Here is a 23,345-nt window from a genome sequence, read left to right as displayed (position 1 = left end):
CTTCACTTGAGACCCGCTCGAACCCAGCCTTGTCCGAGGGACACCCATTGCCATACGTCAACATCCAGCTCACCGGGGACAAGCTCGCCGCGGAGCAGAAGCTGGAGATCATCCAGCGCATCACGAAGGTCTTCGTGGATGTCCTGCAGAAGGACCCTGCGACCACCTTCATCGTCATCCAGGAGATCGACCCCGAAAACTGGGGCGTCCACGGGACGAGTGTGGCGTTGCGGCGCGCGGCCCGGGCCCGTGGCGAAAAGGTCTAGGCGGTCTCCCCTGGTTTGAAACAGGGGACCCTGGCGAGAGATTGACGGAATGAGACAACCAGAATCCAGCGCGGTTGAGCGTACGCCCGAAGGTGGACGTGAGTGGCCGGTGCTCGGCGCTCAGGCCAGCCACCTGCTTCCCAAGGAGGCGTGGCAGGAGGTCCGTGCCCTGCACAAGGTCCGGCCGTGGCGCAGCGTCCTGCTCTACGCGACAGTCTATGCGGCCATTGCGCTTGCCTTCGCGGCGGAGGCCTACTTCCACCACCCCCTGGTGACGCTCCTCGCCATCGTCTTCATCGCGGGGCGGCAGCATTCGCTCTACATCCTGAACCACGATGCGAGCCACTACGGCCTCTTCCGCTCCCACAAGGTCAACGCCGCCGTCGGCACGACGCTGTCGAACCTGGTGATGTTCCATCATCCGGAAGCCTGGTCCTTCATCCAGTGGCGACGGGTGCACCTGCTCCATCACCGGAACCTGTTCACCCCGGAAGACCCCAACTGGCTGGGGCGGCAGCTGCGCGGGGACACCGTGCGCCCCTACGCTCCCGGGCGGCTGGTGTGGACCTGCATCAAGGCAGGGCTCCTGACCTTCCTCGAGTTCTTCAAGGGCCGTCAGGACTACGTGCCGCCCAAGGGGGATGGCGCCATCAAGTGGAGGGACAACCACCTGCGGACCCTGTTCCTGCCGTTCCGGGATGATCCGGAGATGGAGCGGGAGCGGCGCATCAAGCTGGTCTTCTTCGCCGTCGTGCTCGGGGGGGTGGCGTACTTCGGCCTCTGGCGCCCCTTCCTGCTGCTGTGGCTGCTGCCGATGTACACGGTGTACCCCATGATTCTCACGCTCATGGACCTGACCGAGCACCGGTGGACGCAGGAGTCGGAGGACCTCAACGTCAGCGCCCGGTCAACCCGGCTGGGACTGCTTCCGCGCGTCCTCATCAGTTACCTGCCGCGCACGCTGCACCGGGAGCACCATGTGTTTCCAGGTGTCGCGGCGGTGGATCTCCCCAAGCTGAGCATGCTCCTGTGCAATGCCGGGCTCTCTCCCGAGCCCGCCAAGGGGATGCAGGCCCTCTTCCAGGAACTCGCGCGCGGGTCCACCGAAGGGGGCGGGGCCGCGTGGTCCGGTGCCCCTTCCGAGCCCTCTGCCGCGGTTGCCGAGCCCTCCTCACCCCGGTGAAAACAAATGCCAGACAAGAGCAAGCCCCCCGCGCCGCCCGCGCTCGACGCGCTGCGGGTCCATGTCTTCAGCTCGGGGTGCGAGGGGCTGTTCACCAACGCCTTCGCCGTCGAGACGTCGCGTTCCGTGGTGGCCATCGACACGACGATGCGGGTCTCCGACGCCCAGGGGTTCCGGGCGCTGATTGACTCCATTGGCAAGCCGCTCGTCGCGCTGATCATCACGCACGGGCACCCGGACCACTACAACGGCGCGGTGGAGATCTCCCGGGGTCTGGACATCCCCATGATTGCCACCCAGGGCGTGGACCGGGTCATCCGGCGCATCGACGATGCCAAGGAGAAGCAGTGGAAGCCCGTGTTCGGCGATGACTGGCCGGCGAAGCGGCGGTTTCCCAACCGGTTCGTCAAGGACGGAGAGACCCTGTCCTTCGATGGAGTCCCCTTCACCGTCGGTGAGCTGGGGGAGGGAGAGTCCCACTGGGACAGCTATTGGGTGGTCGGCGGTCCGTCTCCCGTGGCGTTCGTGGGGGACATCGTCTTCAACGGCGTCCACTCGTTCATGAACGATGGCCACTCGGCCCTGTGGCTGAAGAACCTGGACCTGCTCGAGAAGAAGGTCTCCGCGTGCCGGCAGCTCTACACGGGGCACGGCGCCATGGTGGCTCCGAAGGAGGGCCTGGAGGCCCAGCGCCGCTACCTGCGCCTCTACCGGGAGACGGTGCGCAAGCTCGCCAAGGGGAACAACGTCCTGGACGACGGGGCGAAGGCGGAGCTGGTCAAGGTCATGAAGGCACATCTGCCCACGGACTACCTGGAGTCGTTCATCCCCGCCGGCGCCAACCCGGTCGCCGCCGAGCTGGCCAAGGCCGCGGAGGCACCTGCCCATGACTGAGTCGGTGGATCCGCGGGGCCGCACGGACAGTGCCGCCCTGTCCGCCGCCGAGTTCCGGACCCTGGGGCACCAGCTCGTGGAGCAGCTCGGGGAGTATCTCGAGGGCCTGCCGGCGCAGCCCATCCGGCCCGAGCAGTCAGCCCTCCGGATCCGGGAGCTGCTCGATGCGGACCCCTTCCCGGAGGAGGGCAAGGCGTCCCAGGCGGTGCTGGAGCGGGCGTTCTCGCTCCTGAGCGAGCACGCCGTCTCCACGGCCCACCCGCGCTTCTGGGCCTACATCATGGGGTCACCCAGTCCGCTCGGGGCCCTGTCGGACCTGCTCGCGTCCGTCATCAATCCCCCCGTCACCAGCTTTCCCACCTGTGCCATCACCGTGTCGCTGGAAGCGCAGACCGTGCGCTGGATGGCCAGGCTCGTCGGCTTTCCCACCGACTGCGGGGGGCTGTTCCTGGGCGGTGGTTCCCTGGCCAACCTGGTCGCGGTCCGCGCGGCGCTGCACACCAAGGCGGGCTGGGACGTGCGGAGCCAGGGCGTGACGGGCCCTTCTGGCGAGCAGCTGTGTCTCTATGCCAGCGGGGAGGCCCACACGAGCATCCTGTCGGCCGTCAACCTCTGCGGGCTGGGAGCCAGGGCGCTCCGGAAGATTGGCACCGACCACAGTGGGCGCATGCAGGTCGCCGAGCTGGAGCAACGCATCCAGGCCGACCTGCGGGCGGGCTTCAAGCCCTTCATGGTCACCGCGACGGCGGGGACCACGGGCACCGGTGCCGTGGACCCGCTGCCGGAGATTGCCGCCCTCTGCAAGCAGCAGGGGCTGTGGTTCCACGTGGATGGCGCCTACGGAGGGCTCGCGGTGCTGTCACCCGATGCGCCCCCGGAGCTCCAGGCCCTCCGGGAGGCGGATTCGCTGGTCATTGATCCGCACAAGTGGATGTACGTCCCCGCCGACGTCGGGTGTCTGCTGACGCGGGACCGGCGCGTGCTCTACGACACCTTCCACGAGGGCGCGACCTACTACGCGGACAGCGAGGAGCAGGCCCTGCTGGGAGGGCCTGAGACCCTTCAGCTCCGCGACCTGGGTCCGCAGACGACGCGCAGCCTGCGAGCCCTCAAGGTGCGCCTCTGCCTGCAACACGCGGGGGCGTCCGGCTACGCGAGGATGATTGGAGACGACATCCGGCTTGCGCGCCACCTGCACGCCCTGGTCGAAGCCGAGCCGGAGCTCCAGGCCCTGACGCAGGGGTTGAGCATCACCACGTTCCGCTATCTGCCGGAGGACCTCCAGGCGGACCCCGCGAAACACCGCGACTACCTCAACACCCTGAACAAGAAGCTCCTCCAGCGGTTGCAGCTCAGCGGCGCTGCCTATCCTTCGCATACCTCCGTGGAGGGGATGACGGTCCTGCGTGTCTGCATCGTGAACAACAACACCACCGTCGCGGACATCGAAAGCCTCCCCGGGACGGTGCGGCGGCTGGGGGCCGGGCTCGATGCGGAGCTGCGGCCTGGACGCCCCAGCCGGGAGACCGCCTGAGACAGGGCCGTCTTGGTGGCGGCGCCTGCTACCGGGCTGGCGCCGCCACTTCGTTCAGGCCATGGGTGTTTTCACACAGGTAGATGCGCCCCCGCGCCTGGTTGGAGGCGTCCAGGATCCCCTCCATGAGGCCGAACGCGTTGTTCAACCGTGCGTAGGCGGGGTCGCCGCTGCGGAACATGACGGACGCGGTGCAGACCCTCGCCTGGTCAGCGGCCCTCAGCAGCGAGACGCCATTCATCTCCAGGTAGACCTTGGTCCCGGACTGCGTGGTGAGCACGCCCCGCAGCGCGGGGAGGTTCACGTTGTCGGGCCGCTTCACCGGCACGTTCAGGAAGCGCACCGCGCCCGCGAGCTGGTCCCCGGTGAACGACCCGTCGACAATCGCGAGGTACTGGCCGCCGTTCCCGAAGTCCAGGAACTCCATCCAGGTGTAGCTCAGCTCGAAGTCAGCCAGTGTCGTGAGTTTCAAAGAAGGTTCCTTGCCTCGGGGTCATCCGCGCAGCGCGGGGTGTGGACCGCGACCTAGCTGGGGCCGTGGTTCGCCAGCCAGGTTTCGTGGATGTGCAACCACCGGACGCCGCCAGGAGCATCCGCGTCTGCACGGAACAACACGGAGGCATACCGGCCCGTTCTCTGCCCGCCCGACTTCCGCCACTCGATGTAGCTGACCAGGGCGACATCGTCCCGAGACCACACCGGGGCGAAGTTCTCGATGGTGATCTCCATGTCAGGCTTGGAGCCGTGGGCCTGGAAGAGCCGGGCCATCAGCACGGACTTCTCCTCGACGACGCCCCCGGGCGCAAAGAGCTTGCAGTCGGGTGCGAACGCGCGCTCCAGGCGTGAGGACGCATCCGAGGAACGAGGCCCGTCCCCCCGAAGCCACGCTTCGAGGACGCGGTGGAACTCAACGGCTTCCTGCTGGCTCAGCTCGATGACGCCTGACATGGTTCAGTGCCCTCCCCTGGTCTTCGTGATGTGTCCGGCGCAACCCGGACCGCGACTGCTCAGGCGGCGCCAGCCTCTTTGCGAACGGCGGCGGTCGCGGGCGCGGGAGCGGACTCCTCGGCCGGCGACGGAAAGCGGTGCTTGAAGTCGAAGGCCCGGGGGGACGGCCCCTCGCGACCCAGCAGCTCGAGCCGCTCCCTGGCTTCCTCGACCGTGGGCTTGTGCCCGGCGGGGACCCACCAGAGCACGTAGGGCGGCCCTTCCACCGGCAGGAACCACTGCTTGCGATCCCTGAACGGCACGATGTGCCCGCTGCGATAGACGAAGTCGAAGAGCGCGTCGACGGACTCCCACGTGGACATGTTCAACAAGATCAACGGATTGTCGTAACCGCGGACACCCGTGGAGTTGCCCTCGTTGGTCTGGAGGCGCCAGACGAAGCCAGGGGACCGGTCCGCCAGCGCATTCACCGGAGCCAGTTGTGAAACAAAGTCTTGCATCATGGGATGAGAAAGCGGTTCTCGCGCGAGCGAAATCGCTAGCTGGGCCACGTGGTAGCTGGTCGTCATCGGAGATTTCCTGATGCCTGAAGGGAAATGGCAACTATATCCACCCACCTGCATGAGGCAAAGACTTCCGGTGTCACTGCCCTGATGCTGCGTCATTGTCACTCTTGACGCTGTGAGCTGTAACGGGGCTCGACAGGCATTGAGCGCGTCACTCCGCGTCATCCTCCCCCTTGTTTCGCTTCACCGTCGTCGCGCCCTCGTGCTTCACGAGGTGCACGGGCTCCGCGCCGGAGTGCTGGGAGATGGTGCTCGCGAGCTCCTCCGCGTGCGTCGTCACCCAGACCTGGCTGTCCTTCGCCGCGTTCACGATGAGCCGACCCAGGGGCTTGAGCAGCTCCGGGTGCAGGCTCGTCTCCGGCTCGTTCAGCGCGAGGAACGGAGGCGGACGGGGGCTGAGCAGCGCCGCCAGCAGGCACAGGTAGCGCAGCGTCCCGTCCGACAGCTCCGTCGCCGCCATGGGCCTGGACAGGCCGGGCATGTGCAGGAGCAGGCTGAAGCGCCCCTCGTCCGCGCGCACCTCCAGGCGCGTGCCCGGGAAGGCGTCGTCGAGCCCCTGCTCGAGCGCGGCATCGTCCCCCACCTCCAGGATGGTCTGGAGCGCCGCCGCCAGGTCCCTCCCGTCATGCGCGAGCACCGGCGTGCGCACGCCCACCTGGGGATGCCTCAGGGGCGCGTCCGGGTCCGTGCGGAAGTGGTGGTAGAAGCGCCACGCCTTCAGGGTCCGCTGGACCTCCATCAGCCGGGGGAAGCGGTGGGGGTCCGCGAGCTGATCCAACACCGACTCCGCGCTCCACAGCTCCGTGGGGAACGTCACCCGCGTGCCGTCCGCGTCGCGCAGGAACGCCGTGCGGCCCTTGCGCTCCATCAGCACCCCGCGCCGGCCTCCGGAGTACGCCCAGAGGTGCTCCTCCTTCACCTCCGGATCCAACCGGAAGGCCGTGTCCTCCAGGGGGATGGGGCCGCATTGCAGCTCGTAGGCGAGCTCGCCCAGGTCCACCGCCACCTTCAGCCGGACCGGCTTCTTGGGGTCTCGGGAGCCCGCCCACATCACGCTCGGCGTGCCGCCCTCCTCCGCCAGCGTGCGCGCCAGCCGGCCTTCCGCCGACACCGCGAGGAGGTACAGCGCCCGGTACAGGTTCGTCTTGCCGCTGCCGTTGGGTCCCACCACCACGTTCACCGGGCCCAGCTCCAGGTGGAGCTGACGCACGGAGCGGTAGCCTGCGATTTCCAGACGCGTGATGGGCATGGGCGGCGCAGCCTAGCTGGCCCCACGGGTTGGGGGGTGAGACCCGACGCGCCTGCCCCACCCGGGCCCGAAAACATGGGGACCGCCAGGAATGAGGGGCCTGCTCGTATATCTCTTCGCGAATCCGCTTCCACGTCGTCGCGCAGAGGATGGCCCATGTCACTCCCGCTCCGTTGGCTCCTGCCCCTGACCGTGTCCCTGGCCCTGACGGGCTGCTCCACCGATTCCGCCTCGGATGCCGGCACGTCCGTGGACTCCGGCACGCCGTTGGACTCCGGCACGCCGTTGGACTCCGGCACCTCCGACGTGGATGCGGGGCCCGGGGACGCGGGCGACCCGTCTTACCAGGACGCGGGCACCGGAGGCTCCGACGCGGGCTCCGACGCGGGCCCCGAGGTTGACCCCTGGGACGGCGGCGCCGCGACGCTCCCCGAGAACTCCGACTGGCTGACCCCGGAGCTCTATTCGGACTGCACCTTCGTCCTGCCGACGGGCACCCCCGTCACGGACTGCAACGACCTGGCCCTGTTCGACCGCTCCGCATGTCCGGCGGGCGCGCTCGACACGTTGGAGTCCGTGGGCACGTACCACCTGCGCAACCGCTCCGCCTCGGGGTACGTCACCGCCGGCTATGGCCTGACGCTGCCGTTCGACGGGGGACCGGGCATGCTCAACGGCAGGCCCCTGACGCAGCAGTCCGTGGGTCCGGGCTCATTCGTCTTCAGCAGCACCTTCGCCGCGCTTCCTCCCTACCTCCCCGCCCGGGACTTCACGTTCGTGGGTTGCACCCGGCCCGAGCCCCGCCGCGTCAACGGCTGCTTCGTCCAATGCACCGACGGCAAGGTGCGCAGCAAGGGGACCTTCACCGCGCTGCGTCCCTCCTGGGGACGCGGTGAGTCCGAGTCCTCGGGCGGCCTCGTCCTCCAATCCGAGGCCGCGGTCCCCCTGGGCTTTCCGGTGGATGTCTACGTGGCGAAGGACCATGCCTATGTGGTGGGCACCGGGAACAAGTCCCAGGCGGGCGGACTGGCGGTCTTCGACGTGACCGACAAGGCACACCCCGTCCTCACGAAGCGCATCCAGCTTCCGGGCGATGGCTACTGGAACGGCGTCTGGGCGAAGGGCGATGCGCTCTACATCGCGAGCGTCAGCTCCGGCGTCATCGTCTACGACATCTCCCATCCCGCCGACCCGCAGTACGTGCGCGCCGTGCCCGGCCAGGCCCTGGCCGTGCACACCGTCCACGTGCAGGGCGACCGGCTCTATGCGATGGCGCCCGAGCCCGCGAGCCAGACGCTCCTGTTCGATGTGTCCTCGCCGCTCTCACCCGTGCTGCTCAACCGGGTGACGGTGTCCGGAGAGTGGGGAGGGCCGCACGACGCCTTCGCGTACGGCGACCGCCTCTACGTCAACAGCACGAGCTCCGGCTTCGTGGCCTTCGACGTGAGCAACCCGGACCAGGTGCAGGAGCTGGGCGCGTATGTCTTCGACGGCCAGTACTCCCATGCGAGCGCGGTGGGCACCTTCGCGGGCCGCACCATCGCCTTCGAGGGCGGCGAGGGCGTCAACGCGCACCTGCGCGTGCTGGACGTCACCGACCCGGCGAACATGCGGCTCATTGGCGAGTACGGCCTGCGCCCCGAGTTCTCCATCCACAACATGATCCTCAGGGGCACGAAGCTCTACATCGCGTACTACCACGAGGGCGTGCGCGTGCTGGACGTGTCGGTGCCCCCGAAGCCGCGCGAGGTGGCGCACTTCAACACCTTCCTCGAGACCCAGCCCGGCCGGGACAGCGGGATCTTCGAGGGCGCCATCGGCATCCGCGTGCCGGGGGACGGGTCCGTGTACGTCGTGGACACGGCGCGCGGGCTGCTCATCTTCAACGAGCTGTGAGGGTTCGCGCCCGCGCCCGGCACGCCGTAGACTTCCGCGTGCTGGATGCGGGCTTCGCGCCTGCACGGGAGCCATCATCCTCATGACGTCGCTCGCACGCTTCCTGGGTCCAGGCCTGCTCGCCTGTGCCCTGTCGTTGTCCGGTTGCAAAAGCGACTGGAACATCATGGAAGAACCGGACCCGGAGCCTCCGGACGCGGGGCCGGTGGTGGAGCTCACCGACTACGTGGACGTCGAACCGGACGTGTCTTGCAGGGACGCGGACTACCGGCAGCCCCGCGCGAACTGCCAGGACTCCAGCAGCTTCGACCTGTCCGGCTGCGACCTCGCCGCGCTGGGGAGCGTGGAGCCCCGGGGCACCTACCGGGCCATCCTGCGCTACCACGCCGACAGCACCTTCGGCGCGGGCTTCCGCGTGGGCACCCAGGACCTGCCCGGCACCTTCCTGGGCCAGCCCCTGGTGCACCAGCAGGTGGACCGCACCGGGTTCTTCATCACCGGCGAGTACACGACGACGACCCGCAACGTGCAGCAGTACGCGCTCGCGGGCTGCCGCGTGCCGGAGCCGGGCCGCATCACCGGCTGCTTCGTGCGCTGCACCGCCGGCGTGCCCGACTTCTCCGGCACCTTCGACGCCCGGCGGATGACCTGGGGCCAGGAGACCACTCCCCACGGCATGCGCCTCGTCTCCGAGTCCGCCGTCCCGCGGACGGACCCCGTGGACGTCTACGTCACGAAGGGCCACGCCTACGTGGTGTCCCTCAACGGGAGCGCGGAGGCGGGCGGCCTGAGCGTGTTCGACCTGGCCGACAAGCTGCGCCCGGTCCTCGTCGCCAACCTGAACCTGCCCAACGACAGCAACTGGAACGGCGTCTGGGCGAAGGGCGACGCGCTCTACGTCGCCAGCGCGAGCTCCGGCGTCATCGTCTACGACATCTCCCGCCCCGCGGCCCCGCAGTACGTGCGCTCGCTGCCCGGTGGCCCCATCAACGTGCACACCGTGTTCGTGGACGGTGACCGGCTGTACGCCATGTCCCCGTCCCCCAACAGGGAGACGCTCCTGTTCGACGTGTCCGCGCCGCTGGAGCCCCAGTTGCGAAGCCGCATCTCCGTGCCGCGCGAGGACGTGAACAGCTACCCGCACGACGCGTTCGCGTACCAGGGCCGGCTCTACGTCAACCACGCGCGCACGGGCTACGTCGTGCTGGACATGACCCACCCGGACAACGCGCCGGTGCTGGGCGCGTATGCGTTCGCCGGTCAGTACAGCCACGCGAACGCGGTGGGGACGTTTGGCGAGCGCACCATCGCCTTCGAGGGAGGCGAGCGCCCCGGCGCGCACCTGCGCGTGCTGGACGTCACCGACCCGGCGAACATCCGCCTCATCGCCCAGGTGAAGAAGCGGGCGCAGACGTCCATCCACAACATGGTGCTGAAGGGCACGCGGCTCTACGTGGCCTGGTACCACGAGGGCGTGCGCGTCTTCGACGTGGCGGACCCCGAACACCCGAAGGAGATCGCCGCCTTCAACACCTTCGAGGAACTCCACCCGCGCGCCACCGACAGCCTCTACCAGGGGGCCATCGGCATCCGCGTGCCGGGGGACGGGTTCGTGTACGTCGTGGACCAGGCGCGCGGCCTGATGGTGTTCGAGGAGCCGGCGCCGTAGCGCCCCGCTACGCCACCTCGATGCGGTTGCGGCCGTTGGCCTTCGCCCGGTACAGCCGGGCGTCCGCGACGCGCAGCAGCTCCTCCGGGGTGGTGCCGTCCTGCGGCGCCACCGCGAGCCCCGCGCTGAAGGTGACGTGGAAGGGCTCGCCCTGGTCGCCCTCGAACTCCATCCCCGCCAGCTCCTCCGCGGTGCGGGAGAGGATTTCGCGCGCGCTCTCCAGCGTCTCGCCCAGCAGCGCGACGACGAACTCCTCGCCGCCCCAGCGGGCGCGCAGGTCCTCGCGGCGGAAGCGCGCCCCCAGCAGGCGCCCCAGCCGCATCAGCACGCGGTCCCCCGCGAGGTGGCCGTGCTCGTCGTTGACCTTCTTGAAGTGGTCCACGTCCAGGAAGCACAGGGCGAGCGGCTTGTCCGAGCGGCGCGCCTCCGACAGCCGCGCGTTGACGGCCTCCACGAAGGGCCGGCGCAGCATCAGGCCCGTGAGCGCGTCGCGCTCCGTCCGCTCGCGCGACAGCCGCGCCCGCTCCAGCCGCGCGTGCACGCGGGCCCGCAGCTCCTCGCGCAGCACGGGCTTGGCCAGGTAGTCATCCGCGCCGGCCTGGAACGCCGCCAACCGGAACTCCAACCCCACCTGCGCGGAGATGAGCAGGATGGGCAGCTCCTGCCACTCCGGCGACAGGCGCAGGATGCGGCACAGGTCGAAGCCGCTGGGCCCGGGCATCCGCACGTCCAGCAGCAGCAGGTCCGGCCGGTGCTGGGCGAGCGCGTCCAGCAGCCCGTACGCGCTCTCCAGCCCCACCACCTCCACCGCGTCGCTCATCAGCGCCTGGGTGAGGGCGCGCACCGCGTCCGGGTCGTCGTCCACCACCAGCACCCGGGCGCGCTCCAGCCGCCGCGCCGTCACCAGGCGCTCCACCGCGAGGGCCAGGTCCTGCTGGGTGAAGGGCCGGGGCAGGAACAGCGACGCGCCCGCGTGCGCCGCGACCACGCGCTCCTGCAGGCCGCCGCCCGCGCTGGTGAAGGCCAGGGGCAGGGACTGGTGTCCTTCCAGCGCCCGCAGCGCGCTCGCGGCGGTGACGCCCTCCGCGCCCATGTGGAGCAGCGCGCCGTCCACCCACTGCCGCTGGAGCACCGCGCACGCCTCCAGGGCCGTGCTCGCCGTCAGCACGCGCACGCCCTCCTGTTCCCCCATGCGCTTCGCGTCCGCGAGCAGCGCGGGGTCCTCGTCCATCACCAGCAGCGTGCCCAGCGGCGCCAGGGCCTCCTCGTGCGGGGCCGCGGGCTCCGACTTCACCGGCAGCCCCACCACGTCCCGGAGCGCGCGGAAGCCCGCGTCCACCGCGGGCCAGTCCAGCGGTCCGCCCTCCTTCACGGGCCGCATGACGTCCTCCAACCGGCCCGCCGCGAGGCTCACGTCCCGGAAGCCATAGCTGCCCGCGGTGCCGTGCAGCTTGTGCACGACGCTGTAGGCCTCCGTCAGCGCCTCGGCCTCCCCTTGGCGCCCGCGGCCCAGGTGGGCCTCCAGCGTGGTGAGCCGCTCCGACAGCTTCGCGCCATAGTCCGCGCTCAGCTGGGCGAGGCTCGCCGCGAAGCTGTCCTCCGGCTCCACCTCCTCCGGCTCCAGAGCCTCTGGGGGCGGGGGCGGCGGAGCGCGCGCGGCGAAGAGCTGCTCCAGCCAGACCGTCAGCTCCTCCGGGCGGTAGGGCTTGTGCACCACGCGCGCCACGCCCAGCTGGCGCGTGAGCAGTTCGTGGCTCTTCAGGTCCTTCCAGAAGGCGGAGGCGAAGAGCACCGGCAGCCCGGGCTGCGTCTGGCGCAGCTCGCGGATGAAGTCCGCGCCCGTCATGCCCGGCAGCAGGCCGTCCACGATGGCGGCGTCCACCGGCCGGGCCTGGAGCACCGCGCGGGCCTCCGCGGCGGAGCGCGCGGGGACGACCTGGTAGCCCTTCTCCCGCAGGAAGGCGCAGACGAGCGTCTGGAGGTCGCGGTCGTCCTCCAGGAAGAGGAGGGTCTTGTTCTGGGGCGCGCTGCTCATGGCATCGCCTTTCGGGGGTCGAGCGCCGTGGCATCACGGCGGGCCAGCAATCCGTTGAGCAGCTCCCGCACGGAGGCCACCAGCTCCTCCTCCGAGGAGCGCGCCTTCGTCAGGTGGCGGGTGACGCCCAGGGTGAGCTGGCGTTGGTCGGTGCGCGACAGCTCGCGCCCGGTGAAGACGATGAGCGGCGTCGCGCGGCCCTTGCCCTGGCGCAGGATGTCCACCACCTCGAAGCCGTCCAGCCGGGGCAGCCCCACGTCCAGCACGATGAGGTCCGGAGGCGTGTCGCGCGCGAGCGCCACCGCGCTCTCCCCGTCCGCCGCTTCGATGCACAGCGCGCCCAGCCGTTCGAACTGCGCGCACAGCACCCGGCGCGTGGTGGCGTCGTCGTCCACCACCAGCACCCGCGCCTGGCCCGGCTGGCGCATGGCGTAACGCAGTGCCTTCAGCAACCGGGTTTCATCCACCGGCCGGGGCAGCCAGTCCACCAGCAGGGGCATGCCCAGGCCGGTCGCGCCCTCCGTCGAGCGGCCGGACAGCGCCAGCACGGGCAGGTCCCTCGTGCGCGGCAGCTCGCGCAGCCTGCGCATCCAGTCCAGCACGTGGCCGTCCGGCAGCTGCGTGTCCACCACCAGCGCGTCCGGCAGCGCGTCCTCCACCGCCTGCACGGCCTCCGTGAGCGTGGCGGCGCGCACCACCCGGTAGCCCTCCTGCGACAGCAGGCCCCGCAGCAGCGCGGACAGGTCCGCGTCCGCGGTGACGAGCAGCACGTTGTGGCGCGACTCGTCCCGGGGCAGGGACACGGGGGCGCTGGACGTGGCGGCCGGGGCGCGCAGGGGCTCCAGACTGAAGTGGAAGGTGGCCCCCTGGCCGGGGCTGCTGAGCACTTCGATGCGGCCGCCGTGCTGCTCCACGATGGCCTGCGAGATGGCCAGCCCCAGGCCGGTGCCGCCCTTGGAGCGGGTGTCGGACGCGTCCAACTGCTGGAAGCGGCCGAAGAGGCGGCCCATCTTCTCTTCCGGGATGCCGGGGCCCTGGTCCGTGACGCGGAAGCGCACGCGCCCGTCCGCCGCCTGGGCCGCCGCCACCACCACGCTGGCGCCCGGGGGGGAGAACTTCACCGCGTTGGACACCAGGTTCGTGAGCACCTGGATGAGCCGGTCGCGGTCGCCCTTGACTTGCGGAGAACCCTCCACGTCCGAGCGCAGCGTGACGTGCGCGGCGTCCGCCATGCCCTGCACGCCCGACAGCGTGGCCTCCACCAGGTCCTGGGCCGTCTGCGGCTGGAGCTTCAGCTCCAGCATCCCCGACTCCATCTTCTCCAGGTCGAGGATCTCATTGATGAGGCGGATGAGCCGCTCCGTGTTGGTGCGCGCGATGCGCACCATGTCCAGCGCCTGCGCGGGCAGCTCCCCCACGATGCCGCCCTCCAGCAGGCCCAGCGAGCCGCGGATGGAGGTGAGCGGGGTGCGCAGCTCGTGGCTCACGGTGGAGATGAACTCGTTCTTCATCCGCTCCACGGCCTTGCGCTCGGTGAGGTCGCGCACGAAGACGGTGACGCGCGGGGGGCCGTCCGCGTGGACGCGCGCGAAGGTGAGCTCCGCGGGGAACACGCCGCCGTCGGCGCGCAGGCACGGGGACTCCACGCGCACGGCCGGGCCGTCCTCCCGCTGGAGCGCGGCGCGGACGGCGTCCCGCTCCGTCGCCGGCAGGGACGCGGGCAGCGCGAGCGTGAGGAAGTCCGCGCCCACCGCCCGGCTGGAGCGCAGGTGGAAGTGCACCTCCGCGGACGGGTTGAACTCCACCACGCGGCCGACCTCGTCCAGCACCACGATGCCGTCCGGGGACGCCTCCAGGATGGCGGCCTTGCGCGCGTCGCTGGCGCGCGCCTCCGCGCTCGCGGCGGACAGCGCCTGGGTGCGCTCCGCCACGCGCGCCTCCAGGCCCCGGTTGAGTTCGCCCAGCGCCGCGGACGCGCGCGCCAGCCGCACCAGCACGACGAACACGTAGCCCACCAGCAGCAGCGACACGCCGAAGAGGACGATGCGCGTGCGCTCCGCGCGGACCTGGGACTGCTCCTGGAGCTGGAGGTAGGTGGTGATGAGGCGCTCGGCCTCGCTGCTGGCGCTGCGGTCCAGGAGCGTCTGGAAGGACGCGTCCGCGGAGCGGGAGAGCCCCACCAGCTCCCGCGTCCGGGCCGTCAGGTCGTCCAGCGCGGCGAGGGCGGAGGCAGGCAGGGCCTGTCCCTCGCGCGCCCGGGCGAGGCGCTCCAGCGTGCCCTCCACCCGCGCGCCGAAGTCCTGCCCCGAAGACCGGGACGCGGTGAGCACGGCCACGCCCAGCGCCTCCACCTCTTCACGCAGCGCGCCTGGGGGCAGCGCGTCGGAGGCGGCGAAGACGCTCTGGGGGACGGTCTGTCGCAGGGCGCCGAAGCGCTCATCCTGCTCGCGGGCGGTGGCCAGCAGGGCGCGCGAGTCCTCCAGCGCGCGCAGGTAGGCGTCCAGGGACGCGGTCAGCGAGCGCCGGCCCTCGTCCGACAGGAAGCCGGGCATCATCCGGAGCGTGCGGGCGCGGGCCGCCAGCGCGTCGAAGTCGCGGCCCTGCGAGCCGTGCGTCTCCCGCATGCCCACGCGCTGGCGCAGCACGTCCACCTCCAGCTCCGCGCTGGCCACGCGCAGCTGGCGCAGCTGGGTGCGGTAGCGGTCGTGTTCGGCGGTGGAGCCCGGGCGCCCGAGGATGAAGAGGGTACACAGGAGCAGCAGGGCGGCCGCGGCCAGCGCGACGGAGCGCTTGGACAGGCGGGACTCCATCAAGGCACCAGCCGACGGATTTCCTGCGGCAGCGTCATGGGGTCGAACGGCTTGCCGATGACGCCCACCGCGCCCAGCTCCAGGTAGCGCGCCACCTCCTGCTTCTGGATTTTGGCGGTCATGAAGATGATGGGCGTGTTCGCGGTGGCGGGCTGGGCGCGCAGCCGGCCGAAGGTGGTGGGCCCGTCCATGCCGGGCATCATCACGTCCAGGAGGATGACGTCGGGGGCCTCCGCGCCCGCCTTCTCCAGGGCCTCCGCGCCGGAGGAGGCGAGCACGGTCTTCCATCCGCCCACACGGCTGAGGCTCAGCTGTCCGATGGTGCGGATGTCGTCCTCGTCGTCAACGAGCAGGACCTTCTGGATGGTGGCCATGGAGAAGAGTGCGCCTTGGAGTGGGGAGTGGATCGCGTTACGGGCGTGACGGGGGATTGGATCCCCGCCCGGGCTTCAGGAGCTGGGGGCAGGGGTCGGGTCGCACTCGGGCAGGTCGAAGAAGAAGCGGGTGCCCTCGCCAGCCCGGGTGGTGAAGCGCAGGGTGCCGCCCATCCGGGCCACCAGCCCGTGGGCGATGCTCAGGCCCAGGCCGGTGCCGGGGCGCTTGCGGGTGTCGGACGCGTCCGCCTGCGCGAACTTCTGGAAGACGCGGTCCTGGAACGCCTCCGGGATGCCGGGGCCGCGGTCCGCCACCTCCACGCGCAGGGCGCCGGCCTCGCGGGTGAGGCAGAGCAGGACGCGCTCGCCCTGGGGTGAGAACTTGATGGCGTTGGAGAGCAGGTTGGCGAGCACCTGGCCAAGCCGGTCTTCGTCCACGCGGGCGCGGGCGTGGGGGGCGTCCACGGCCACCTCCAGCTCCAGGTGGACGCCGTACTCGGCCGCGTAGCCCTGGTGGGCCTGGAGGGCCTGGGCGAGCAGCGGGGCGATGTCGGTGGAGGCGAGGCAGAGCTCCAGCCCGCCCGACTCCATCTTCTCCAGGTCGAGGATGTCGTTGATGAGGCGCAGCAGCCGCTCGCTGTTGCGGTGGGCGATGGTGACCATCTGCTCCACGGAGGGCGCCAGGGGGCCGGCGATGCCGCCGCACAGGAGGCCCAGCGAGCCGCGGATGGAGGTGAGCGGGGTGCGCAGTTCGTGGCTCACGGTGGAGATGAACTCGTTCTTCATCCGCTCCACGCGCTGGCGTTCGTCCTCCAGGAGGCGGGCCTGGGTGACGTCGCGGGCGACGGCGTAGAGCAGGCCCATCTGGGGGTCGGGGACGGCGTTCCACTGGAGCCAGCGCCAGGAGCCGTCGTGGCAGCGGGCGCGGTGTTCGAAGTGGAGGAGGGAGGCGCCTTCGGCGGCGCGGGCGAGGTGCCGGGCGGTGGCGGCGCGGTCCTCCTCCAGGGCCAGGTTCACGACGGAGGTGGAGTAGAGCTCCGCCTCGGTGAAGCCGAGGGTGCGGCTCCAGGCCTTGGACAGGCGCAGGAAGGTGCCGTCGGTGGCGGCGATGCAGAGCATGTCCACGGACACTTCGAAGAAGCGCTCCTGCTGCGCCAGGGCCGTGCGGGCCTCGCGTTCATCCAGGGCGTTGAGCTCCAGCTCCACCCAGCCGGCGAGGTCCGCGAGCGCGGCGCGGTCCGCGTCGGAGAAGTCGCGCGGCTGGGTGTCGATGAGGCACAGCGTGCCCACGCGGCTGCCGTCCGAGGCCCGCAGGGGGTGGCCGGCGTAGAAGCGGATGAAGGGGGCGCCGAGCACGAGCGGGTTGTCGTGGAAGCGCGGGTCGTGCAGGGCATTGGGCACGACGAGGCTGGCGGGGGAGAGGATGGCGTGGCCGCAGAACGACACGTCGCGCGGCGTCTGGGGGGCGGCGAGTCCCTGCCGGGCCTTGAACCACTGCCGGTCCTCGTCCACCAGGGTGACCAGCGCGATGGGCACGCGGAACAGGTGCGAGGCGGCGCGCACGATGCGGTCGAAGCGCTCCTGCGCGGGCGTGTCCAGCAGGCACAGCGAGCGCACGGCCCGCAGGCGCTGGGGCTCATCCGCGGGCATGGGAGGAGAAAGCATGAAGGGGAACCCGTGCTACCCCACCTGTCTGCCATTGAGGAGGGGGGCGCTCACGATGGCCTGCCTCCGGGTCCGTAGGGCGGACGGGCAGGCTGGAAAGAGGTGATGGGGCTGAATGGCGGGTTGCTGGATTTTATAGTTAGGCTGCTATTGCTTGTTTCGCCTAAAGACGTGGGGTGCTCCGTCCGGGTCGTGAAGTCTTGCTGTTGGCAGCCTCTCTCCTCGTGGTGGGGTGCGCCGCCAATCCGAACATCCGGGTACGCCGGACGGAGGACGGGCGGTTGCAGGTAGACGGCCCACTCGCGGGTCCGTTTCCGGATACGGAAACCCTGGCGGCGCAGGCGTGCGAATTGATGACGGGCCAGGGCGGGGCTTCGGCCGGGATGGTGGGGTCGGAGTACTGCGCCCTGCACTACTACGCGCCGGACGAACAGGCGTACTACCTGAGCTACCTGTCCGACGTGAAGCGGCAGTTCGACACGTACGGTCGGAAGACCTGTGAGATGCCCGCGGCCCTGCGCGATCTCAAGCGGGTGAATGCCCTCATCCTCGGGGGTGGTCACAACCACCCGCACAACCGGCAGTTCTCCCCTGGTGACCTGCGGACCACCTGGAACCCTTCGCGTGCCGTGGACACGCAGACAGGGCAGAGCTTCCACCGGGTGCTCTATCTGTTCTTCCGGGAGCGGACCGGCGTCTGCAACGCCTATCGCTATGACCATGCCTCCCAGATCATCTCCGCCCTGCGCAACGGTCAGTGGGTGCCCATTGGCCGCACCGTCGACGACTCCGGCAACATCCAGATGCTTGACGGAGCGGACTGGCTGCCCTAGCCGGAACATCTCCATGACAAGAACCCTCCTGTCCGCCGCCGTCCTCCTGGGCCTGCTGCCAGGATGTTCCCTGCTCGGGTACTACAAATACGAGCGGGCACCGCGAGGTACGCCGGAGGAGGCCGAACGGATCCACTTCCCCCATTCCTATGCGGAAGGCATCCATCTCCGGGGTCCCGAGCTGGCGGCCTTCATCGTCGCGCTCAACGAGTTCATCCCGCCCCACAGCAAGGCGGACACCGCCAACGAAGCGCTGACGCAGTGCCTGACCCGCCGCGACACGTACGACGCGACCGTCCTGAAGGCGAACGACGACCTCTACTTCGTCAGCTTCCTTCCCAAGGTCGAACGATGCGGCATCCAGTTGCAAGTCCCTCTCATCGACGCTGGCGCGACGTTCGCCATCGACCGGCAGGGACGCATCCTGAACGTGCTCTAAGCCCCGCGCGGCCTACCCCACGCTCCGGCGCTTCTTCGCTGTCACAGGCGCCTTCTTCCGGGCCACCGGCGCGGATGACGGCGCATCCGGCAACACCGACACCACGGCCTTCACCACGCGCGCCACGGCCGTGAGCCTCGCGGGCTCCAGCTCCCGCAACGTGCGCAGCAGCCGGCGCAGCTCCGCCGACTCCTCCTGCTGACCCGGGGGCGCTCGCGGCGGCACCGGCGACGGGCCCGGCCCCACCCCCAACAGCACGTCCGCGGACACCGACAGCACGTCACACAGCCGCCGCAGGTTCTGCGCACGGGGCAGCATCCGCCCGCGCTCCATCCGGCTGTAGACCTCCATGGCGATCCCCACGCGCTCCGCCACGTCCGCCTGCGTGAGTCCCAGCCGCAGCCGCGCATCCCGCGCGGCGGCTCCAAACACCGTGTTCAGCTTCTCGTTGACGGGGGCGGGCACGGCCAAAACCTTGCACCTCTCCCCCGGCACGCAAGTTTTCAGGCCCGCGCGCTGCCCCCGTGGGTCAGCGGTCGCGCAGCGCCAGCGCCCCCTGGATGAGCAGCCCCACCGCCCGCAGGTCCTCCTCGTCCAGCGGCCGCAGCACCCGCACCAGCCGGCGCAGCGACGGCGGGTCCTCCTCCCGGTCCGCCAACGCCACCGTGCGCGCCTCGTCCGGCAGCGACGGCCCGTCCAATCCCAGCAGCGTGTCCGCCCGGATGCGCAACACCATGCTCAGCCGCCGCAGCGTCGTGGAGCTGGGCAACACCCGCCCCCGCTCCATCCGGCTGTAGACCTCCATGGCGATCCCCACCTGGCTGGCGACGTCGCCCTGGGTCAACCCCTGCCGCTCACGGGCCGCGCGCGCCGCCATGCCCACCGTGATGGCCAGCTCCTCGTTCATTGCCGCTCACCACCCCTGGCCGGACCATGTGCCCCGTGAAGTCAGGTGCCCGGCGCCCTACCTCACATGGCGCCCACACTACCCCAAGGGGCATCCTCCGTGCTATGGACCTCCCAGGTCCTATCGACCTTTCCCCCCATGCGTCCGCCCAGCCACGTCCCTCCTCCCGCATTGAACCCTCCACGTCCTCCCGCCGCGTCCTGCTCCCCGGACGCCTGGAGGCCCGCGCCATGAGCCTGGGAATCGAGGGCCACCCGCTGCTCCTCCAGCCCCAGGAAGTGGTGGGCAGCTACCGGCTGCTCAAGCGCCTGGCCACGGGTGGCTACGGCACCGTCTTCCTCGCGGAGACCGGGGGCTGCCCCGTGGCGCTGAAGTTCGCGCTCCAGGGCCCCCAGGACTCCGAGGACGGCTCGCAGGTGGACGCGCGCACGCTCAAGGAGGTGAGCGTCCTGCACCGCATGGCCCACCCCAACGTGGTGGCGCTGCGCGGCTACCACCGCTGGCCGCACCCGCGCACGGGCTACCTCTTCCTCGTCATGGACTACGTGGAGGGGCCCACGCTGTCGGACTGGGCCCTGCAATCCCGCCCCACGCCCCGGCAGGTGGCGCGCCTGTTCGCGGAGCTGGCGCTGACGCTGGACTTCATCCACCGCGCGGGCGTGCGCCACCGCGACATCAAGGGCAGCAACATCATCGTGCGCGCGTCGGACGAGCGGCCGGTGCTGGTGGACTTCGGCTCCAGCGACCACGCCTGCGCCGCGCACATCACCGACGGCCGGCCCCCACCGGGCACGCCCAGCTACCGCAGCCCGGAGCTGTTGCGCTACTGGCTGCGCCACCCCAAGGGCATGGCCCGCTACGTGTACCAGCCCACGGACGACCTCTACGCCCTGGGGCTGGTCCTCTTCGAGGTCCTCACGGGCGACTTCCCCTACGCCGCGAACCTGCCCGCCGAAGCGATGCTGGGCAGCATCCACACCACGCGGGGTCGCTCCGCGCGGGCCATCAACCCGCGCGTGCCCCGGGCCCTCAGCGACATCTGTGAGCGGCTGCTGCGCGAGGACGTGTCGCAGCGCTACCAGATGGGGGCGGACCTCTACGGCGACCTGAACACCGTGCTGGAGCGCGCCCCGTCCAGCTGGGACACGCCCCTGTTCCAGTCCCCGCCGCCCCACGACGCCGTCACCGAGGAGTCCGACGAGTTCTTCGACGGCAACGAGGAGGCCCGCGAGATGCGCCGGTGGGCCCGCGCGTCGGAGCGGCGGGCCCCGGGCGCGGCGCCCCACTCCAGCTCGCCCGCGTCGGGCGTGTCCGTCCCCGGCCCGTCCCTGGGGCTGGCCGCGCCCAGGCCGCCGCCCATGCCCTGGCTCGTGGCCCGGCGGCTCGCGTGGCGGCGCCTGTGGGCACGGTGGGCGCGGCGTCTGGGATTGCGCCGGGACGACTGAACCCCCAAGGTCCTCCACCTTTCAAACGACCCTGGAGGTTTTCCCAACGACAGGGTTTGTGCTACCTGCGGGGTTGAGCGATTCCCGCTCGACCCCAGGGGTTGAAAGGCAGGACATGAAGACGCCCGATACGACGACGGAGGAGATTCCAGGCGTGCCGCGCCGGCCGCGGGTGCTGTTCACGGTGGGAGGCACGGCCTTCGAGTTCGTGCGCAAGTTGGAGGTGCGCGCCACCGGGGAGCTGTTGATGCTGGCGCGCCGGCGCTACCGGGGAGGGCTGGGGGGCCCGGTGGTCATCAAGCGGCTGCGCAACCCGTCCGGCTTCGTGGAGCGCAGGCGGCTGGTGGAGGAGGTGGAGCTGACGTTCCGGCTCAACCACCCCGGCATCGCGAAGGTCTACCACCTGAAGGCGTACCGGGGCGTGCCGCACGTGGTGATGGAGTACGTGGAGGGCCGGTCGCTGGACACGGTGCTGAACCTGGTGGCCATGCGCCGCAAGCCCATGTCCCCGGCCTTCGCCGCCTGGGTCGTCTCCGAGGTGGCCGAGGCCCTGCACCACGCGCACACGCTGCGCGACGAGTGGAACCGGCCGCTCGGCATCGTCCACCGCGACGTGAGCCCCCGGAACCTGCGGCTGGGCGTACACGGCGAGGTGAAGCTGACGAACTTCACGGCCGCCTTCTCCACGCTGCCCGGCAGGGAGATCACCAGCCGGCCCCTGGTGAAGGGCGACGTGGCGTACGCGTCGCCGGAGGCGCTCCGGCGCGAGCCGCTGGATGCGCGGAGCGACCTGTTCAGCCTGGGGCTGGTGCTCCTGGAGGTGCTGACGGGCACGCATCCCCTGACGCTGGGGGACGCGGCGCCGCCGCCGCCGCCGGACCTGCCGCTGGTGCAGGCGCAGGGGCCCACGTGGATGCCGTTGACGGAGGTGGCGGCGCGCATGGCGCTGGTGGGCACCCGGGAGGTGGAGCACCTGGCGCGCGACGTGCCGGAGGGCCTGCGGGCGGTGGTGGTCCGGGCCCTGCGCCAGTCCGTGGACGAGCGCTTCAGCACGGCGGCGGAGCTGGCCTCGGTCCTGCGCGAGTGGCTGCGGGAGCACGCTCCCGGCTACGGGCGGCAGGCCGCGGCGGAGGAGGTGTCGGAGGCGGCCCGGGAGGCCACCGGCCGGCGCAACCAGGCGGAGCTGTTGGAGGGAGGGCTGCACCCGACGGAGCTGACCTCCGAGGAGGCCGCGATGGCGTCAGAGCCCATCCTCCCGCCACCGTTCCTCGGGGGAGATGACGTCACCCCCAGCGTGCACGACGAGCCCCTGCCCGTGGACGTGGCGGGACTGGACGAGCTGGCCGGGCCGGATGAGGAGAGCCTGGAGGACGACGACCTGGACGACGACCGTCACGAACCGGTGTGAGCCCGCGCCGCCTGCAAGTGACTGTCCCAAAGCCAGACAGCATGGGCATCCACCCCCACCAGGGGCCTCCCCCGCGTGTCGCCCGGACACCACGCACAGGAGGGCCGTGACGCCTGGTCGCCTGCCCTCCTGCCTCCGCGCGGTCGCCCCCGAAGCAGGTTGCCGGACTCGGGGACCGTTACGACCCTCCGTAGGACGGAGGAATACATCATGGCCGACAACAACAAGCGCTCAGCGCCCCCTCAGCCCGCCGAGGACTTCTACGGGCGCCCCGGTAAGGACCCCTCCCCTCGCGATGAAGCCGCCGACCGCAGCGCCCACCAGGGCCGCGACGACGACGATGACGACCAGCCGCCCCGCCCCGAGCGGACCGAAGCCGACGAGAAGGGCATCCGCCCGCGCGAGGCCAGCGACGGGGACGACCCGGACCTCGCGCCCCGCGAAGCCAGCGGCATCCACCCGTACGACCCTTGCGCGCGTCATGCCGAGGCCGCGCTCGATGACATCCCGGACGGCGACGGCCCCCGCAGCGACGCGGGCACCAACCCGCTCCCGCGCGCCTACTTCGACGGCCACCCGGACCGGAAGATGGAGCACTGAAGCAGGCGGCTTCGGAGCCCTGGGAGCCTCACCGGAGCCTCCGAAGTCTCCACCCACGGGCCGGACGCCGGGTACTTCCGCCCCGTCCTGGCCCGTGTCGCGTTGAAGCCCTGTATCAGCCGACGTCAGCCGACGCGGCGGGGCGCGTGCTCCAGCCGGTGGGCGTCCACCCAGGCCTCGGCCTGCGCCATCGTGTCCACGAAGACCGTGTCGAAGCTGGACGCGTGGCCCGTGAGCAACATCGCCACCGACATCGCCTTGCCCACCACCCGCTGCGACAGGTCCGAGCCCACGTACACCACCGAGCGCATCCACTCCGCGCGCACGTGGTTCGCCAGGTACTTGCGCGACTCCGCCGGCAGCTCCGAACCCGGCACCTCCGCCACCAGGTAGAACGGTCCGTGGGCCGCCATCTCTTCATAGACACGCAGGGCCCACTTCGCGTCCTGCAATCCCACGACACCCGTGTACTTCGTATGCAATGCGTCCGGCGCCAGCATGCGGATGCGATGCGCTCCGCACGTCCACTCGCGTGATTGATCCATTTGGTCACTCCCCCCAGCCCAGAAGTCAGGCTTCCCTTCCACCCCTGTCTCTTATACACATCTGACGCTGCCGACGACT

The 23,345-nt window shown here is 70.6% G+C and carries 22 protein-coding genes; 11 read left to right on the top strand and 11 right to left on the bottom strand.

What is annotated here, in order from left to right:
* Window positions 1-29 precede the first annotated feature (29 nt).
* The 4 genes from D7X12_RS12375 (at window position 30) to D7X12_RS12360 (ending at window position 3,877) form a co-directional block, all read left to right on the top strand.
* Window positions 30-266 carry a tautomerase family protein gene (locus D7X12_RS12375; RefSeq protein WP_279637172.1) on the top strand — a complete coding sequence of 79 codons (237 nt, stop codon included), beginning with the start codon at window positions 30-32 and terminating at the stop codon, window positions 264-266.
* A gap of 109 nt (window positions 267-375) precedes the next feature.
* A complete protein-coding gene (locus D7X12_RS12370; protein ID WP_158620037.1) occupies window positions 376-1,449 on the top strand; it encodes a fatty acid desaturase family protein in 1,074 nt (357 codons plus the stop codon).
* A 6-nt stretch (window positions 1,450-1,455) separates the two neighbouring features.
* Entirely contained in the window at window positions 1,456-2,343 is an 888-nt protein-coding gene (locus D7X12_RS12365; RefSeq protein WP_120625475.1) for an MBL fold metallo-hydrolase, read from the top strand.
* Window positions 2,336-3,877 carry a pyridoxal phosphate-dependent decarboxylase family protein gene (locus tag D7X12_RS12360; RefSeq protein WP_120625474.1) on the top strand — a complete coding sequence of 514 codons (1,542 nt, stop codon included), beginning with the start codon at window positions 2,336-2,338 and terminating at the stop codon, window positions 3,875-3,877. Before D7X12_RS12365 ends, D7X12_RS12360 begins: the two co-directional genes overlap by 8 nt.
* Window positions 3,878-3,905: 28 nt before the next feature.
* Here the strand turns inward: D7X12_RS12360 and D7X12_RS12355 are convergent, their stop codons facing one another.
* From D7X12_RS12355 to D7X12_RS12340, 4 genes are all read right to left on the bottom strand, one after another.
* The gene (locus D7X12_RS12355) at window positions 3,906-4,349 is read right to left on the bottom strand and encodes a DUF3237 domain-containing protein (RefSeq protein ID WP_120625473.1); all 444 of its coding nucleotides are present in this window, start codon (window positions 4,347-4,349) and stop codon (window positions 3,906-3,908) included.
* Window positions 4,350-4,402: 53 nt separating this feature from the next.
* A complete protein-coding gene (locus D7X12_RS12350; RefSeq protein WP_120625472.1) occupies window positions 4,403-4,825 on the bottom strand; it encodes a DUF4440 domain-containing protein in 423 nt (140 codons plus the stop codon).
* Window positions 4,826-4,884: 59 nt separating this feature from the next.
* The gene (locus tag D7X12_RS12345) at window positions 4,885-5,394 is read right to left on the bottom strand and encodes a DUF3291 domain-containing protein (protein WP_120625471.1); all 510 of its coding nucleotides are present in this window, start codon (window positions 5,392-5,394) and stop codon (window positions 4,885-4,887) included.
* 148 nt (window positions 5,395-5,542) lie between these two features.
* A complete protein-coding gene (locus tag D7X12_RS12340) occupies window positions 5,543-6,640 on the bottom strand; it encodes an AAA family ATPase (protein WP_120625470.1) in 1,098 nt (365 codons plus the stop codon).
* Between the two features lie 156 nt (window positions 6,641-6,796).
* Here D7X12_RS12340 and D7X12_RS12335 point away from each other — a divergent pair, with 156 nt between their 5' ends.
* Window positions 6,797-8,536, top strand: coding sequence for a hypothetical protein (locus D7X12_RS12335; protein ID WP_120625469.1), 1,740 nt, complete (start codon window positions 6,797-6,799; stop codon window positions 8,534-8,536).
* 82 nt (window positions 8,537-8,618) lie between these two features.
* A complete protein-coding gene (locus D7X12_RS12330; protein ID WP_120625468.1) occupies window positions 8,619-10,205 on the top strand; it encodes an LVIVD repeat-containing protein in 1,587 nt (528 codons plus the stop codon).
* 7 nt (window positions 10,206-10,212) lie between these two features.
* On the opposite strand, the gene D7X12_RS12325 is transcribed toward D7X12_RS12330, so the two are convergent.
* From D7X12_RS12325 to D7X12_RS12310, 4 genes are all read right to left on the bottom strand, one after another.
* Window positions 10,213-12,240, bottom strand: a complete 2,028-nt coding sequence (locus tag D7X12_RS12325; RefSeq protein WP_120625467.1) for a response regulator — start codon at window positions 12,238-12,240, stop codon at window positions 10,213-10,215.
* The gene (locus tag D7X12_RS12320) at window positions 12,237-15,050 is read right to left on the bottom strand and encodes an ATP-binding protein (RefSeq protein ID WP_120625466.1); all 2,814 of its coding nucleotides are present in this window, start codon (window positions 15,048-15,050) and stop codon (window positions 12,237-12,239) included. The genes D7X12_RS12325 and D7X12_RS12320 overlap by 4 nt, the downstream gene beginning before the upstream one ends.
* Window positions 15,050-15,424, bottom strand: coding sequence for a response regulator (locus D7X12_RS12315; RefSeq protein WP_120615537.1), 375 nt, complete (start codon window positions 15,422-15,424; stop codon window positions 15,050-15,052). Before D7X12_RS12315 ends, D7X12_RS12320 begins: the two co-directional genes overlap by 1 nt.
* 75 nt (window positions 15,425-15,499) lie before the next feature.
* The gene (locus D7X12_RS12310) at window positions 15,500-17,089 is read right to left on the bottom strand and encodes an ATP-binding protein (RefSeq protein ID WP_120625465.1); all 1,590 of its coding nucleotides are present in this window, start codon (window positions 17,087-17,089) and stop codon (window positions 15,500-15,502) included.
* 206 nt (window positions 17,090-17,295) lie between these two features.
* On the opposite strand from D7X12_RS12310, the gene D7X12_RS12305 reads away from it, so the two are divergent.
* Window positions 17,296-17,922: a hypothetical protein gene (locus D7X12_RS12305; RefSeq protein ID WP_244224508.1), complete on the top strand. Its 627-nt coding sequence runs from the start codon at window positions 17,296-17,298 to the stop codon at window positions 17,920-17,922.
* Window positions 17,923-17,935: 13 nt separating this feature from the next.
* Window positions 17,936-18,361: a hypothetical protein gene (locus D7X12_RS12300; RefSeq protein ID WP_120625464.1), complete on the top strand. Its 426-nt coding sequence runs from the start codon at window positions 17,936-17,938 to the stop codon at window positions 18,359-18,361.
* A gap of 12 nt (window positions 18,362-18,373) precedes the next feature.
* Here the strand turns inward: D7X12_RS12300 and D7X12_RS12295 are convergent, their stop codons facing one another.
* Window positions 18,374-18,826 (bottom strand): helix-turn-helix domain-containing protein, encoded by a 453-nt coding sequence (locus D7X12_RS12295; RefSeq protein WP_244224507.1) that lies wholly within the window; start codon window positions 18,824-18,826, stop codon window positions 18,374-18,376.
* 64 nt (window positions 18,827-18,890) lie between these two features.
* A complete protein-coding gene (locus D7X12_RS12290; RefSeq protein WP_120625462.1) occupies window positions 18,891-19,268 on the bottom strand; it encodes a helix-turn-helix domain-containing protein in 378 nt (125 codons plus the stop codon).
* Between the two features lie 230 nt (window positions 19,269-19,498).
* On the opposite strand from D7X12_RS12290, the gene D7X12_RS12285 reads away from it, so the two are divergent.
* The 3 genes from D7X12_RS12285 (at window position 19,499) to D7X12_RS12275 (ending at window position 22,721) form a co-directional block, all read left to right on the top strand.
* A complete protein-coding gene (locus tag D7X12_RS12285; protein WP_120625461.1) occupies window positions 19,499-20,713 on the top strand; it encodes a serine/threonine-protein kinase in 1,215 nt (404 codons plus the stop codon).
* 115 nt (window positions 20,714-20,828) lie between these two features.
* Window positions 20,829-22,121, top strand: coding sequence for a serine/threonine-protein kinase (locus D7X12_RS45005; protein ID WP_208718974.1), 1,293 nt, complete (start codon window positions 20,829-20,831; stop codon window positions 22,119-22,121).
* A gap of 210 nt (window positions 22,122-22,331) precedes the next feature.
* Window positions 22,332-22,721, top strand: coding sequence for a hypothetical protein (locus tag D7X12_RS12275; protein ID WP_120625460.1), 390 nt, complete (start codon window positions 22,332-22,334; stop codon window positions 22,719-22,721).
* A gap of 125 nt (window positions 22,722-22,846) precedes the next feature.
* Here D7X12_RS12275 and D7X12_RS12270 read toward each other — a convergent pair whose 3' ends face one another.
* The gene (locus D7X12_RS12270) at window positions 22,847-23,266 is read right to left on the bottom strand and encodes an STAS/SEC14 domain-containing protein (RefSeq protein ID WP_147443619.1); all 420 of its coding nucleotides are present in this window, start codon (window positions 23,264-23,266) and stop codon (window positions 22,847-22,849) included.
* Window positions 23,267-23,345 lie beyond the last annotated feature (79 nt).

Source organism: Corallococcus sicarius, assembly GCF_003611735.1.
Taxonomy (GTDB): domain Bacteria; phylum Myxococcota; class Myxococcia; order Myxococcales; family Myxococcaceae; genus Corallococcus; species Corallococcus sicarius.
The sequence above is the reverse complement of the archived record's forward strand: the minus strand, read 5'-3'. Positions and strand labels throughout refer to the sequence as shown.

What these genes read in the sequence shown, in the direction of transcription:
- D7X12_RS12365 (WP_120625475.1), top strand. Translation starts at nt 1,456, where the DNA reads ATGCCAGACAAGAGCAAGCCCCCCGCGCCGCCCGCGCTCGACGCGCTG.
- D7X12_RS12360 (WP_120625474.1), top strand. Translation starts at nt 2,336, where the DNA reads ATGACTGAGTCGGTGGATCCGCGGGGCCGCACGGACAGTGCCGCCCTG.
- D7X12_RS12350 (WP_120625472.1), bottom strand. Translation starts at nt 4,825, where the DNA reads ATGTCAGGCGTCATCGAGCTGAGCCAGCAGGAAGCCGTTGAGTTCCAC.
- D7X12_RS12345 (WP_120625471.1), bottom strand. Translation starts at nt 5,394, where the DNA reads ATGACGACCAGCTACCACGTGGCCCAGCTAGCGATTTCGCTCGCGCGA.
- D7X12_RS12340 (WP_120625470.1), bottom strand. Translation starts at nt 6,640, where the DNA reads ATGCCCATCACGCGTCTGGAAATCGCAGGCTACCGCTCCGTGCGTCAG.
- D7X12_RS12335 (WP_120625469.1), top strand. Translation starts at nt 6,797, where the DNA reads ATGTCACTCCCGCTCCGTTGGCTCCTGCCCCTGACCGTGTCCCTGGCC.
- D7X12_RS12330 (WP_120625468.1), top strand. Translation starts at nt 8,619, where the DNA reads ATGACGTCGCTCGCACGCTTCCTGGGTCCAGGCCTGCTCGCCTGTGCC.
- D7X12_RS12325 (WP_120625467.1), bottom strand. Translation starts at nt 12,240, where the DNA reads ATGAGCAGCGCGCCCCAGAACAAGACCCTCCTCTTCCTGGAGGACGAC.
- D7X12_RS12320 (WP_120625466.1), bottom strand. Translation starts at nt 15,050, where the DNA reads ATGGAGTCCCGCCTGTCCAAGCGCTCCGTCGCGCTGGCCGCGGCCGCC.
- D7X12_RS12315 (WP_120615537.1), bottom strand. Translation starts at nt 15,424, where the DNA reads ATGGCCACCATCCAGAAGGTCCTGCTCGTTGACGACGAGGACGACATC.
- D7X12_RS12310 (WP_120625465.1), bottom strand. Translation starts at nt 17,089, where the DNA reads ATGCTTTCTCCTCCCATGCCCGCGGATGAGCCCCAGCGCCTGCGGGCC.
- D7X12_RS12300 (WP_120625464.1), top strand. Translation starts at nt 17,936, where the DNA reads ATGACAAGAACCCTCCTGTCCGCCGCCGTCCTCCTGGGCCTGCTGCCA.
- D7X12_RS12290 (WP_120625462.1), bottom strand. Translation starts at nt 19,268, where the DNA reads ATGAACGAGGAGCTGGCCATCACGGTGGGCATGGCGGCGCGCGCGGCC.
- D7X12_RS12285 (WP_120625461.1), top strand. Translation starts at nt 19,499, where the DNA reads ATGAGCCTGGGAATCGAGGGCCACCCGCTGCTCCTCCAGCCCCAGGAA.
- D7X12_RS45005 (WP_208718974.1), top strand. Translation starts at nt 20,829, where the DNA reads ATGAAGACGCCCGATACGACGACGGAGGAGATTCCAGGCGTGCCGCGC.
- D7X12_RS12275 (WP_120625460.1), top strand. Translation starts at nt 22,332, where the DNA reads ATGGCCGACAACAACAAGCGCTCAGCGCCCCCTCAGCCCGCCGAGGAC.
- D7X12_RS12270 (WP_147443619.1), bottom strand. Translation starts at nt 23,266, where the DNA reads ATGGATCAATCACGCGAGTGGACGTGCGGAGCGCATCGCATCCGCATG.